The organism is Paraburkholderia sediminicola (genome assembly GCF_046026675.1).
Lineage (GTDB): Bacteria > Pseudomonadota > Gammaproteobacteria > Burkholderiales > Burkholderiaceae > Paraburkholderia > Paraburkholderia sediminicola_F.
Window position 1 is genome coordinate 2,940,372 of the sequence record NZ_JAQQEY010000001.1, and the last position, 13,251, is coordinate 2,953,622.

Here is a 13,251-nt window from a genome sequence, read left to right on the forward strand (position 1 = left end):
ATTCCTCTTCGAACTCGATGGCAAGCATTCGCTTATGCACAGAGCGTCAGGAAGTGAGTCCCGCTCGGGCCTAAATCCTGAACACTGCCACCGTCTCTTTCAACATTCGCGCCTGTTCCTCAAGCGACTGGGCCGCTGCTGCGGCCTCTTCGACCAACGCGGCGTTGTGCTGCGTGACCGAGTCCATTTCCGCGACGGTGCGAGTAACCTGCTCGATACCCGTGCTTTGCTCTGACGAAGCGGCCGATATCTCGTCCATAATGTCCGCCACGCGCCGCACGCCGGTGAGGATCGCCTGCATGCGACCGCCTGCCTCCGTGACCAGCGTGCCGCCCGCCTGCACTTTTCCGCTCGACGTCTCGATCAGTTCCTTGATCTCTTTCGCGGCAGCCGACGAGCGCTGCGCCAGCATCCGCACCTCGGCCGCCACCACCGCGAAACCGCGTCCCTGTTCTCCGGCGCGCGCAGCTTCGACCGCTGCATTGAGCGCCAGAATATTGGTCTGAAACGCGATGGCATCGATAATCGCGATGATGTCGCGGATACGGCCCGAGCTCTGATCGATTTCTTTCATCGTCGTCACCACCTCGCCCACCACGGAGTTGCCGTGATCGGCCATGTTGGCCGCATTGGCAGCGAGAGCCTGCGCCTGACGTGCATTCTCGGCGTTATGCCTCACCGTGCCGGTCAGCTCTTCCATGCTGGCGGCGGTTTCCTGTAACGACGCAGCCTGCTGTTCCGTACGTGCGGACAGATGGAGATTGCCTGAGGCTATCTGCTGGGCCGCCGTGGCGATGGCATCGCTCGCGTGACGCACCGTTGTGACGGTACTTATGAGGCCGTCGCGCATTTGCGAAAGACCGTGCAGCAGCATGCCCATTTCATCGTGCGAACGCGCTTCGATCCGCTGCGACAGATCGCCCGTCGCGATCCGGTTGAAGTGTCCCAGCGCCTCACCGAGCGGACGGCCGATCGCGCGACGCAGCGACACGAAGGTGACGACACCGGCGAGCAGCCCAAATATGACGGAGGCGATAGTTATTGCACGAAAGCGCTGGAAACTCGCTTCCGAATCATCGTACTGTGCCTTTGCCTGATCGCGTTGAAACTGCTTGAGATCTGAGCTCACCGTGACATAGTCCGTATTGGCCAGCGCGATTTTCTTCAACGCGACTTTGACTCCCGCATCGTCCATGCCCTTGACCGAATCCGCAAAAGCATCGAGTTGGTTCTGCACATGGCTACGCCTGGCACTGACCGCGGCGGCAAGACGGGTTTCATCCGATGTGGCAGGCAAGGCCAAATACTTCGCCCACGCATCCATACCCTGCCCTTTGAGCATGCGGTAAGTGGCAACGTCTTTCTCGACCGTTGGGGCGGCCGGATCGAAAGCGATCCGGTCGACGGTCGTGCGCTCGCGGCTGATCGCGAGTTCCGCGTCGCCGATCAGCCGCGTGCTGGCGAGCCGGTTCGTGTAGGTCTCGCGGTTGGCGTCGTTGCTGCGCGCCATACCCGTTACGCCGAGCGCGCCGATCGCCGTCAGCAGCACACACAGGAAAAGTATCGCGGCGCCTAGACGCGCGCGTATCGACAGGTTTGACATCACGCGAACTTCCTTAGCGACCGGGCGCACAATCAAGAGAACGCTGGGTCATCTCTCCATCGACGAGCCGCATCAGATTGAGCGGATTGGCATTCTTCAGCGCGTCGGGCAGGAGCTCGTCCGGATAGTTCTGGTAGCACACCGGCCGCAGGAACCGGTCGATCGCGAGCGTGCCGACCGAGGTGCCGCGCGCATCCGAGGTCGCGGGCCACGGGCCGCCGTGAACGATCGCGTCCGATACCTCGACGCCAGTCGGATAACCGTTCACTAACAGACGGCCGGCCTTTTCCTCGAGCCGTTCGATCAGCCTGCGGTGCGACTGCAGATCGCCGGGCGACGCGAGCAGCGTGGCCGTCAACTGGCCCCGCATCGCCGACGCGAAACGCAGCAGGTATTCCGCGCTGTCGAGTTCGACCACGATCGTGGCCGGTCCGAAGATTTCTTCTTCGAGCGGCCGGCTCGGATCGAACAGCAACGCGGCATCGGCGACGAACAGCTGTGCGGCGGCTTGCTGAGTTTCACCTTGCGCGGCTGCGTGCAAGGTGATGCCTGCGTGTTTCGACGCGCGTTCGAGGCCAGCGCGGAAGTTGGCGAAGATGCCCGGATTCAGCATGGTCTGCGGCGCCTGCCGCTCGATCGCCTTGCCGAGGTTGTCGATAAATGCGCTGAATTGCGGCGAACGCACGCCGAGCACGAGGCCGGGACTTGTGCACAATTGGCCGCCACCCGTGGCGACCGAGGCCGCCAGTTCATTGGCAATCGCCGCGCCGCGCTCCTGCAAGGCACCGTCCAGCACGAACACCGGATTCACGCTCGACATCTCCGCGAACACCGGAATCGGTTGTTCACGCGCCGCCGCAAGATCGCATAGCGCTCGGCCGCCTCGCAGCGAACCGGTAAAGCCAACCGCCTGAATGCCAGGTGCCTGCACGAGGCGCGCGCCGACGCGCTCGCCATAGATCATGTTGAAGGTCCCCGCCGGCATGCCGGTCTGTCGCACCGCGCGCTCGATTGCATCCGCCATACGCTCCGACGTCACCAGATGGCCGGAGTGCGCCTTGACCACGACCGGGCAGCCGGCTGCCAGTGCGGACGCAGTATCGCCGCCAGCAACGGAGAACGCCAAGGGAAAATTGCTGGCGCCGAACACTGCGACCGGGCCGACACCGATTCGGTATTGCCGCAGATCGGGACGCGGCAATGGTTGCCGCTCAGGCAACGCCTGGTCGATGCACGCACCGTAGAAACCACCCCGGCGCAAAACCTTGGCGAAGAGTCGCATCTGGTTGCTGGTGCGCGCCCGTTCGCCGGCGATACGCGCATTCGGCAACGCGGTTTCGCGCATCACGTCGGCGATGAAATCGTCACCGAAAGCGTCGATCTCCGCTGCAATTGCCTCGAGGAAATCCGCACGAACGCTTGAGGGTAGCACCCGATAGCGCGGGAATGCTGCCGCCGCGGCCTCCACGGCTGCGTCGACTTCAGCGTCGGTCGCCTGGGAAAAAGCCACCGGATAAGCTTCGCTGGTCGATGCCGAGAGACTGTGCAGCGAGATATCGCCACACGCGCTGCGCTGGCCTCCGATGTAGTTGTGGCCGAGAATGGTTGCTGTCACTTGGTTTTGTGCTCGTTGTAATTGGCGTGGTGAGCAGCGCACGCAGGTCTTTGCGCTGCGCGCGCCGCTGTGGTCGGGGTCGTGAGGCTCAACCTCGGCCTCAAATTCAAACTCAAACAGTCAGCAGGAAAGGCGCGCCCGCGGCCTTTGCGACTTCGCGGATCTTCTCGCGCAACGAATCGGGCATCGGAATGCCCTCCACGCTGCGCGCCACGCGCGTGAGACGCTCAGGGTCCCCTGGGATCAATACTGGCTGAGACGGGTCGGCGGGCTGGCTTTCGCGCAGCGCAGTGATTACCGCGTCGAGATCAGAGTGGTATTCCTCGATAGGACGGAACGCCGCCGGATTCATCGCAAGGAAGAAATGGCCGATGTTGTCCGGCTCATCGCTCCTTTGCGTGCGGTTACGCACGGGCGAGAACGAACCGCCGCCCAGCGTGCTGCCGAGAATCTGCGCGAACAAACCGAGGCCGTAGCCCTTGTGACCGCCGAGTGTCTTGCCCTCGCCTCCCAACGGCGCGAGGCCGCCACCGAGGCGCTCGAACAGCAGCCGGTAGGCTTCGGCCGAATCGGTCAGCGGGTTGCCGTTCGCGTCGAGCGCCCAGCCCGGCGGCAACGGCTTGCCCTGCAACGCGTACACCTTGACCTTGTTTGACGCGACCACGCTGGTCGACATGTCGAGAATCACGGGCGGATGCCGGCCCGCCGACGTGGCAAAGGCAAACGGATTGGTGCCGAGCATCGGTTCGGCCCCGAAAGTGGGCACCACCGTTGCAAGCCGGGTCGAGCACGACACCATCGCGATCAGTCCACGTTCGGCCGCCATTTCTACGTAGTAGCCAGCCGCGCCGAAATGCTGCGAGTTGAACACGGAGACCGCGCCCATATCGCACGCCAGCGCTTTCTCGATGGCCAGTTCCATCGCCATGCGCGAGGTCGGATGCCCCATCGCCGCATTGCCGTCGATCAGCGCGGTGGTCGCGGTCTCGCGCACGATACGCGCGCTCGCCTTCATGTCGATCTGACCGGTGCGATACAACTGGTCGTAGAACATCAGCATCGAGATGCCGTGTGAGTCGATGCCCTTCAGATCGGAATCGATCAGGATGTCGGCCGAAGCCGCGACCTGCTCGGGCGACATGCCCCAAGCTTCAAGGATGACCTCGATTTGCTGCCGTGCGATTGCGGCCCCGACGCGGGGCATAGTGTCTGCCATGACTAACCTGCTAAACGAAAGAATTGAATCGAAATAAATGGGCCGGCGTGTTGCGTTGAGTTAAGCGTTAAACGTTATTGCGCGGTGGACATGGCTTCCGGCCCGCCGCGGCCGGCGAGACCAAGCCGGAACCAGACCACCACTGCGCCGATGCCGAGCAACAGCAGGCTAACGGCGGGTACGAGCATCGGCGCGGACGTGCTGCCCGTTACCTTGCCGACCCACGGCATGATGTTTTGTGCAAGGAAACCGCCAACGCTCGAGCCCGCCGCGATCACCGCGAGCGCCGCCGCGCCGCCCGCACCCGTCATGAACGAGGCTGGCAGCAAGCGCGGAGGCAATGCCCAGAAACACGGGATCATCAGATACAGACACGGTGCGCCGAACGAGAGCGCCGCGAAACGCACTGCATTGCTGAACGGTCCCACGCTGGCGACGAAGCACAGAATGCCGAGCAGTGCTGCGCAGAACGCGGCGATCAGCACGCGGCGCGGCGTTTTCAGACGACGCGGCAACCACAGCAGCATCAGCGATGTGATGAACCACGGAATCATGTTGAGCATGCCGTTGACGCTGCTCGTCACGCCAAAGCCTTTGACCAAAGTCGGCAGCCAGTACGCGATACCGTAGATCGCGATGGAGATGGTTCCGTACCCGAGGCTAAAGAGCCCCACCGTAACGAGCGCGGCCAATGACCAACCACCGCCGCCGGCAAGGCGTGCCGCGGGCGGATCCGCGCGCAGCCGGCTTTCGACGACATCTTTCTCGCGGGCCGTCAGAAAGTTGGCGGACCGCGGGCCATCTGGCAGGCAGTACAGCGTGACGAAGGTCAGCAGCACGGCAGGCGTGCCGGTGGTCAGGAACACCCACTGCCAGCCGGCGAGGCCCGCTACGCCATGCAGTTCCAGTGAGAAACCACCGATCAGCGAGCCGAGCATGTTGCCCATGCTGCTGCCGAGCGTCAGCAAGCCGATGATGCCGGTGCGCTGCCGTTCAGGAAACCACATGCCGAGATAGAGGATTATCCCGGGATAAAGGCCGGCTTCCGCAGCGCCGAGCAGAAAGCGCAGGATCTGGAACGCCAATGCCGAAGGCGTCCACGCGAGCAGCAGCGTCGCGACGCCCCATGTGAACATGATCCGCGAGATCCAGCGGCGCGCGCCAAAGCGATGCATCAGCAGATTGCTCGGCACCTCGCATACCAGATAGCCGATGAAGAACAGCGACGACGCAAAGCCGTACGACGCCTCGCTCATCTTCAGGCTGCTTAGCATCTGCAGTTTGGCGAAGCCGATATTGGCGCGGTCAATATACGCGACCAGGAAAATCGCAATCAGCAGCGGCACGAGCCGCCACGCTATGCGCGTAAAAAGTTGTTCTTCACTGCTTCGATCGGTCACTAGCGTCTCCATGCCGAACCGCCTTTTGCGCGGTCCATCGTAAATGCTGATACGGGTGGTTTCGTACGGCCTCGCCGCACGGGATCATTTGTTAGAGCGGCCACCAGCGCTCGCGCGATTGCACCGTTGCGCGGCACAGATGCCCATTTCCCTGCTTATAGGCCAGCCCCGTTTGCAGACGGGCTCTTTTTCCATGCTTCGAAGTCGGCACGCGTCGCTTCGTCCGGCGGGTACAGTCCGAAGGTCGAGCGGCCGGCGCGCACCTGTGCGTCGACCCAGTCTTCGAATACCGTCATCGCGGCGGCTTCTTCAGCGATCTCGTTGGCCAGATGCGCCGGAATCACCACGACGGCTTCCGCATCGCCGACGATGATGTCGCCCGGATACACCCCCACGTCGCCACACGCGATCGGCACGTTCAGATCGACCGCATGGTGATGGATCAGGTTGGTCGGCGCCGACGGCCGCGCCTGATAGCATGGAAAGTCGAGCTTCTGCAGATCCGGCGTATCGCGAAAGCCGCCGTCGGTGACGACGCCGGCCACGCCGCGCTTCATCATCCGCGTGATCAGAATGCCTCCTGCCGAGGCCGCGCGCGCGTCCTTGCGCGAATCGACCACCATCACGTGACCAGGCGGAATCTCCTCGACGCCGCGGCGTTGCGGATGGCTGCGGTCCGAGAACACGCCAATGTGATCGAGATCCTCGCGGGCCGGAATGTAGCGCAGCGTATACGCTTCGCCAACCATGCGCGCGGCCGCCGGGTTGACCGGCAGCACGCCTTGCACGCAAACGTTGTGAAGGCCGCGCTTGAAAAGCGCAGTGGTCAGGGTCGCCGTGCTGACGTTGCGCAAGCGGGCGCGGTTCTCGTCAGTGAGCGGGCTCGGGATAGTCACTGCGGTCGCTGAGGTCACAGATTTGCTCCTGGTTTCGGTGAAGTGGTGGCCGGTCGGGCGTCAGAACTTGTGGCGAATCGCGAAACGCACCGTCGCCTGCTGGTTACCCGACGCGGGCGTCAGGCCGTTGAGCGAGGCGCGCGCTGCATGCCCGGTCGAATCGGTGCCCGACGCGTGTTGCAAAACGCCAATCAGATAGAAATCGGTGCGCCTGGAGACGATGTAGTCGGCACTCAGCGAGCCCTGTTGGTACTTCGCGTGATTCGCGCCGCCGCCGTCGGTGTAGTTGTAGGCCGCGCCGAACGAGAGCGCCCGCGTCAGCTGATATTGGAAGTTGACTTCCGCGCTGTTGAAGCTCGCGGTGCCGCCCACGCCAGCCGGATTGAGCGCCGACACCGCACCGCTCAGATTCTTGAATTTCGTGTTTGAGTAAATCCCGCCCAGGGTCGCAGCGCCGATCACGTATGTGGCGCCGGCGCTGACAATCTCTTCGCTTTGCGCCGAGGCATAGCCGTTGATCACCGGCGAACTGCCGAAGTTGTTGGTGGCCGCCGTCGCGCCGACTGCCGTGCCGAAGAAAGAAGCATTCGGATTGCGCGCATTCAGGTAGCCGACGCCGACCGTGAGCGGCCCGCGGGCGTAACCGGCGCCGAACGAGTAGATCTGGTTGCCGGCCATGCTGCCCGGCACGCCGCCGAAGCTATACATGCCTTCCGCGGTCAAGCCTCCATAGCTGGCCGTGCGGTACTTGACCGCGTTGTTCACGCGATTGGTGTTGTTGAGGTTGTCGAGGTCGCCCGGATGCGCGCCGATGCTGCCCGAGAACATCGCGCTCGGCATCAACGGATGGATGTAGTCGACCACCGGATCATACTGACGGCCGAGCGTGACCGTGCCGTACGGGCTCGAAACCCCCACATACGCCTGGCGGCCGAACAGCAGCGAACCCTGGCCCATCTTGCCGCTGTTCACGTCGAAACCGCTTTCGAGCACGAAGATCGCCTTCATGCCGCCGCCCAGATCCTCATTGCCGCGCAGGCCCCAACGGCTGCCGCTCAGAATGCCGCTCGAGAGGCTGTACAGGCTGCGGCCCTGGCCCGGGCTCGTTTGTACGTTGCTCGTGTAGTTGATACCCTCGTCAATAATGCCGTACAGCGTCACGCTGCTTTGCGCGTGAACGGATGCCGGCGCGGCCGCGGCGGCAAGCGCGGCGAATGCGAATGCCACATGTGCGGCGAGAGGTTTCGATGAGGTTGCGAGGGACTTATGCACTGCGAGGTCTCCAGTCATTTTTTTTCAATGCAGAGATGGGTTGCGCTTTGCCGATGCACGGCGGACACAACAGAAAATCCAACGAGGCGATGACCGGCCTCGTCGGCGGAAACGGTGTTGTTCAATGAGCGTGCCGATGGGTGTGCCAGTCAGTTATGCGGCCTTCAGAATGCGGTCGGCGATCATTGAGCCGATCGGCATCGCGGAGGTCGCGGCCGGCGAAGGCGCGTTGCACACGTGCACCATGCGCGGCGTGTCGGCGAACAGGAAGTCGTGCACCAGCGTGCCGTCGCGCATCACGGCTTGCGCGCGAATGCCGGCTTCATAAGGCAGCAGATCGTCGACCGTCAGCGACGGGCAGTATTTGCGGCATTGCTCGAGATAACCGCGCTTGAACAGCGAGTTCTTCATCTCGCCCATGCCGGAGCCCAGGTTGCGCCAGATGGTTTTCCAGAAACCGGGGAAAGCGGCATATTCGGCGACGTCGCGCAGATTCACGGAAAGCTTCGGATAGCTTTCGCGGCCGAAACCGAGCACTGCATTCGGTCCGACTGTCACGCTACCGTCGATCATCCGCGTCAGATGCACGCCGAGAAATGGCAGATCCGGGTCGGGAATCGGATAGATCAAATGACGCACCACGTCGTTCTTCGAGGCCGGCAAGCGGTAGTACTCTCCGCGAAACGGCACGATCTGGTGATCGATTTTCACGCCCGCGAGCCTGGCTAGCCGGTCCGATTGCAGGCCGCCGCAGACCACTAGCTTCTTCGCCTGCCATTGCTGTTCCTCCGAGGCACCGACGGTGACGTAATTGCCCAACTCGGCAATCGACGTGACCTGCGTGCCGAGGCGAATTTCACCGCCTGCTTTCTTGATGACGCGCGCCATCGCTTCGCATACCTGACGGTAATCGACGATCCCTGTCGCATCGAGGAACAGACCGCCCAGACCAACAATATTCGGCTCGCGGCGCTGCAATTCGGCGGCGTCGAGCCGCTCGACGCGCAAACCGTTCTGTTGCGAGCGGGCGTACAGCGCTTCCATGCGCGACAGTTCAAGCGGATTGGACGCGACCAGCAGCTTGCCGCACACGTCGAACGGAATGGCATGCTCCCTGCAAAACTGTTTGGTTGCCTCGGCGCCGCGCTTGCACAACTCCGCCTTCAGACTGCCCGGCTGGTAGTAGATGCCAGCGTGAATCACACCGCTGTTGTGCCCGGTCTGATGCTTCGCGAGCGTGGTCTCCTTCTCGAGCAGCAGCAGCGAAGCCGTGGGCTCTCGCTGCAGCAACTCCATCGCAGTCGCGAGACCGACGATGCCTCCACCGATGATGCAAAAGTCATAAATCATGTTTTTCTTCTTCGCTTCTACTTTGCGGATTCAGCTTGCTAAATGCTTTCTCGTCCGCTTATCAGGTTGTCAGACTAAGTAGTCAAAAAAAAAGATCGCCTAGCGGGCTTGAGCGCGGGGCCGCGAAGGTCCGCGCTCAAGCCCGTTATCGTCAATCGCTAGGGGGTAACTCGATTTTCTGGCGTTTGGCTGCGGCACGCAAATGCCGCTCAGCCGACTCGGCGGCGCCCCGATGGTCGCCGCGCTCGATAGCCTCGTACAGCTCGCCGTGCTCGTGGCGCGCGTAGTCGCCCGCGTGGCTCGCCGTGTTGGCCCACTGCGCGCGACGCACCGCCACCAGTTGGCCGCGCAGGAAGTCGTGGAACGCGACGAAATATTCGTTCTTGGTGGCTGCGGCGATGGCCCGGTGAAACGCGACATCGGCCGCGGAAGCCGCGTCGAAATCAAGGCGTTTCTTTTCCATCTCGCGGATCGCATCGCTCATACGCTTCAGATCTTCCGGGGTACGTCGGCGCGCCGCGGTCATCGCCGCCTGGGTTTCGATCCACAGACGCATTTCGAACAGTTGCGCAAGATCCAGCTTCTGCTTGCCGCCGCTCGGCAGCCGGAAAACCGTGCCCGACGGCGTCTGCGAAATGAACGACCCTGCGCCGCGCCGGGCAACCAGTACGCCGTCCGACTTCAGCTGCGCGATTGCCTCGCGCACGACTGAGCGGCTCACGTTGAGCCGTTCCGACAGTTGCTGCTCCGTTGGCAGGCGCGATTCGGCAGGAAAATGACCAGCATCAATTTCCGCGCGAAGTGCGCTTACCACACGCTGCACAAGCGAATCGGGACGTTCAAGTTCAAGCATTAACAGGATCTCGTTTCATCAGGTTGTCAGACAATAACGAATTACTCAAGCAGTGTCAAATGATGACCGGATTCCCACGCTCACCGACCACGCATGACATTCTCTTCAGCCCTGCGCCGCAGGCGCAGGGCTGCGCACGCCATCGGACAGGCCATGCCGCCGCCCCTAACCGCCGCTCCTATATCCGATCCGCGATTAAGCGGGCCAACGAGGCGTCCATTCAACCCGCGTTAGCGACTCGACGGTCGCCTCGCCGGCTGCCGCTACGGCGCCGAAAACGACCAGGTCATACACGGCATAGCAGCCGGATCGATTTGCGCTCAGCGCGGCAGAGGATGCGGCGAGTGCGCGGACGCACGCGCGCCCAGCGCTGCGGCCGGTTCATCTTCCGGCTCCGCGGACAGATCCCGCTTGAAAGTCTCGGCGAGGAAAAACGCGCACACCAGGCTCAGCAACCCTGTCGCCGCGATATAGATCGAAATGGGCAGCGTCTGGCCATACGTGGCGAACAGATAGGTGGCGATCAATGGCGTCGGTCCTGACGTGATGATGCCGGCGATCTGATAAGGCAGCGACGCACCCGTATAGCGCACCCGCGTACCGAACAGTTCGGCAAACCACGTCGATTGCACGCCGTACACCGATGCCTGGCTCAACGCGATACCGCAGACGTACGCCACGAAAATCAAGGTCGGATTGCGTGTCTCAAGCAACGGAAAGAACGCGAATCCATAGATCGCCACGAACACCGCGCCGAGCATGAAGACGGTCCGGCGTCCGATCATGTCCGACAGTTTGCCGAACAGAGGCAGCGTGATCAGCGCAAACGCGCAGCCCACAATGATGGCGTTCAGCAGTAGTCCACGCGACAAGCCGAGCCGCGTCGTTCCGTATACCAGCACGAACACGTTGATCACGTTGAAGGTGATGTCGACCGCGAAACGCGTGCCGATCGTCAGCACGAGGTCTTTCGGATGCCGGCGCAGCAATTCGATCAGCGGCGCCTTCACGACCTGCTTGCTCGCCTTGATCTGTTCGAATACCGGCGACTCCATGACGCGCAGGCGGATGAACAGGCCGATCGCGATCAGCGCGACGCTCAGCAGGAACGGCAGGCGCCATCCCCATGAATAGAACGCGTCCGACGGCATACTCGAGACGGCTTTGAACACCGCGGTCGAGAGCATCAGTCCGAGCGGCACGCCCAATTGCGGGAACGCGCCGAAGAAGCCGCGCTTCCTGGCCGGCGCCGTTTCGACCACCATCAGCACCGCGCCACCCCATTCGCCGCCGACGCCGAGCCCTTGCAGGAAGCGCATCGCCACCAGCAGGATCGGCGCCCAGACGCCGATCGAGGCGTAAGTCGGCAGCAGGCCGATCACGAAGGTGCCGACGCCCATGATCGTCAGCGTCGCGACGAGCGTCGCCTTACGTCCGATGCGATCGCCAAAGTGCCCGAAAAATACGGCGCCGAAAGGCCGTGCGAGATAGCCGACCGCAAAGCTGCCGAACGCCGCGATGGTGCCAACCACCGGATCGAACGAGGGGAAAAACAGCTTGGCGAATACCAGCGCCGAAGCGGTGGCATAGAGAAAAAAGTCGTACCACTCGATGGCGGTCCCGACCACCGAAGCGACCAGCACACGGTTGACGGCCGACCGGCTGATAACCGGCGCGTTGCCGGGTGAAATGGGCGATGTATTCATGTCTCCTCCCTTCTCTGGGAATCTATGTTTTGAACTGCTGCGTGTCGGCGGCGTGGATTCGCCGGCACGTTACGATAAATTTGCTGCACTCACCAGTGCAGTTCCATCGGGAACTGGTCGAGCGTTTCGACGCCGCCCGAGGTCAACCGCACGATACGCTCCGTGCGCAAACCGCCGACGTTCGGCACCGTGATCGTCGCCTTCAGGGTAAAGACCATGTTTTCCTGCAGCACGGTCTTGTTGCCCGGCCCGATCCACGGCGCTTCTTCTTCCGGGTCCATGCCGGTGCCGTGACCGGTGCCATGGCCGCGCGCTTCGCTCGAGTATTGCTCGTAGTTCGATTTCACCAGCGCCTGCTGAATCACGGCGTTCAGTTCCATGGCCGCCATGCCGGGACGCGCGGCGGCAAGCCCCGCTTCGACCGCGCGCGCCGCTGCCGCGACGATCGCCATCTTCTCGGGATTCGCCGGACCGTAGGTGAAACCGCGTCCGCCATCGGCCACGTACCCACGATAACGCGCGCCGATGTCGGTCATGATCAGGTCGCCCGGTTGCAGGATGCGGTCAGTGGGGCGCGCCAGGTTATACGCTGAGCGCGGACCGGATTGCACCATCGAATCGAACGCGGTCCGCTCCGCGCCTCCCGCGAGCATCGCGCGGTCAGCGATTAGAGCGAGTTCACGCTCGGTGTAGGGGCGGCGGTCGGCGAGCGCGTCGCGAATCGCGGCCATCGCCGAATCGGTCAAGGCGGCGGCTTTACGCATCAGCGCCACTTCGGCGTCGCTCTTGATCGCCTTGATTTCGGCCAGCACCATCGTCGGTTCGAGATTCAGTTCGCCGAGACCGGCGTTCAGGCGATTCAACAGGTCCGCGGGGATATAGGCTGCGCCAGCGAGGCCGACCGTGCCGCTGCGATGCCGCGCCGAAAATGCCTGCACCTGTTGCGTGACTTCACGCAGGCTGCGCACCTCGAAGGCGGTCACGCTCGTCGCGTAGTCGAAGCATTGATCCGACACGAACAGCACGGGGTCGCCGTCCACGGGCAGCAGCAGGATCGCGTTGGCGATGTCCGATACGCCGTCGAGCGGACGGAATTCGGTAAAGTAGCCGATGTTCGCGCCACGCCAACAATCGCCGAAGGCCAGCAGGCCGACCAGGCCCGCCTTGTCGAGTGCGCTGCGGACCTTGGCGACGCGGCCGAGGAACTCGTCGGTGGTGATGCCTTCCGGCGGGATATCTGCGGTACGGGTGTTCATTGCTTCTTCGTCTCCTGTGCGGCTGCATGCGCGGATGGTGGATACAGCCGGTCTCGATGTCCGTGATGGGAATCCGCCCGCCTT

10 protein-coding genes are annotated in these 13,251 nt (G+C 62.9%); all 10 read right to left on the reverse strand.

What is annotated here, in order from left to right; all coding sequences use genetic code 11:
• Window positions 1-70 precede the first annotated feature (70 nt).
• The 10 genes from PQQ86_RS12620 to PQQ86_RS12665 all read right to left on the reverse strand — a co-directional run bounded on the left by PQQ86_RS12620 (window position 71) and on the right by PQQ86_RS12665 (window position 13,167).
• Window positions 71-1,603, reverse strand: a complete 1,533-nt coding sequence (locus PQQ86_RS12620) for a methyl-accepting chemotaxis protein (protein ID WP_408270251.1) — start codon at window positions 1,601-1,603, stop codon at window positions 71-73.
• 13 nt (window positions 1,604-1,616) lie between these two features.
• Window positions 1,617-3,218, reverse strand: coding sequence for an aldehyde dehydrogenase (NADP(+)) (locus PQQ86_RS12625; RefSeq protein ID WP_408267072.1), 1,602 nt, complete (start codon window positions 3,216-3,218; stop codon window positions 1,617-1,619).
• Between the two features lie 112 nt (window positions 3,219-3,330).
• On the reverse strand, window positions 3,331-4,434 hold the full coding sequence (locus PQQ86_RS12630; RefSeq protein ID WP_408267074.1) for an Ldh family oxidoreductase: 1,104 nt from the start codon (window positions 4,432-4,434) through the stop codon (window positions 3,331-3,333).
• 74 nt (window positions 4,435-4,508) lie between these two features.
• Window positions 4,509-5,846 carry an MFS transporter gene (locus PQQ86_RS12635; RefSeq protein ID WP_408267077.1) on the reverse strand — a complete coding sequence of 446 codons (1,338 nt, stop codon included), beginning with the start codon at window positions 5,844-5,846 and terminating at the stop codon, window positions 4,509-4,511.
• A gap of 143 nt (window positions 5,847-5,989) precedes the next feature.
• Window positions 5,990-6,748 carry a ribonuclease activity regulator RraA gene (locus PQQ86_RS12640; RefSeq protein ID WP_408267079.1) on the reverse strand — a complete coding sequence of 253 codons (759 nt, stop codon included), beginning with the start codon at window positions 6,746-6,748 and terminating at the stop codon, window positions 5,990-5,992.
• 42 nt (window positions 6,749-6,790) lie between these two features.
• The gene (locus PQQ86_RS12645; RefSeq protein WP_408267081.1) at window positions 6,791-8,002 is read right to left on the reverse strand and encodes a porin; all 1,212 of its coding nucleotides are present in this window, start codon (window positions 8,000-8,002) and stop codon (window positions 6,791-6,793) included.
• Window positions 8,003-8,155: 153 nt separating this feature from the next.
• On the reverse strand, window positions 8,156-9,352 hold the full coding sequence (gene lhgD, locus PQQ86_RS12650; RefSeq protein ID WP_408267083.1) for an L-2-hydroxyglutarate dehydrogenase: 1,197 nt from the start codon (window positions 9,350-9,352) through the stop codon (window positions 8,156-8,158).
• A gap of 151 nt (window positions 9,353-9,503) precedes the next feature.
• Window positions 9,504-10,205 carry a FadR/GntR family transcriptional regulator gene (locus PQQ86_RS12655; protein ID WP_408267086.1) on the reverse strand — a complete coding sequence of 234 codons (702 nt, stop codon included), beginning with the start codon at window positions 10,203-10,205 and terminating at the stop codon, window positions 9,504-9,506.
• 320 nt (window positions 10,206-10,525) lie between these two features.
• A complete protein-coding gene (locus PQQ86_RS12660) occupies window positions 10,526-11,911 on the reverse strand; it encodes an MFS transporter (protein ID WP_408267089.1) in 1,386 nt (461 codons plus the stop codon).
• A gap of 89 nt (window positions 11,912-12,000) precedes the next feature.
• On the reverse strand, window positions 12,001-13,167 hold the full coding sequence (locus PQQ86_RS12665; protein ID WP_408267091.1) for a M24 family metallopeptidase: 1,167 nt from the start codon (window positions 13,165-13,167) through the stop codon (window positions 12,001-12,003).
• Between the last annotated feature and the right edge of the window lie 84 nt (window positions 13,168-13,251).

Coding starts and splice junctions, on each gene's coding strand:
- PQQ86_RS12620 (WP_408270251.1), bottom strand. CDS start 1,603: ATGTCAAACCTGTCGATACGCGCGCGTCTAGGCGCCGCGATACTTTTC.
- PQQ86_RS12630 (WP_408267074.1), bottom strand. CDS start 4,434: ATGGCAGACACTATGCCCCGCGTCGGGGCCGCAATCGCACGGCAGCAA.
- PQQ86_RS12635 (WP_408267077.1), bottom strand. CDS start 5,846: ATGGAGACGCTAGTGACCGATCGAAGCAGTGAAGAACAACTTTTTACG.
- lhgD (WP_408267083.1), bottom strand. CDS start 9,352: ATGATTTATGACTTTTGCATCATCGGTGGAGGCATCGTCGGTCTCGCG.
- PQQ86_RS12655 (WP_408267086.1), bottom strand. CDS start 10,205: ATGCTTGAACTTGAACGTCCCGATTCGCTTGTGCAGCGTGTGGTAAGC.
- PQQ86_RS12660 (WP_408267089.1), bottom strand. CDS start 11,911: ATGAATACATCGCCCATTTCACCCGGCAACGCGCCGGTTATCAGCCGG.
- PQQ86_RS12665 (WP_408267091.1), bottom strand. CDS start 13,167: ATGAACACCCGTACCGCAGATATCCCGCCGGAAGGCATCACCACCGAC.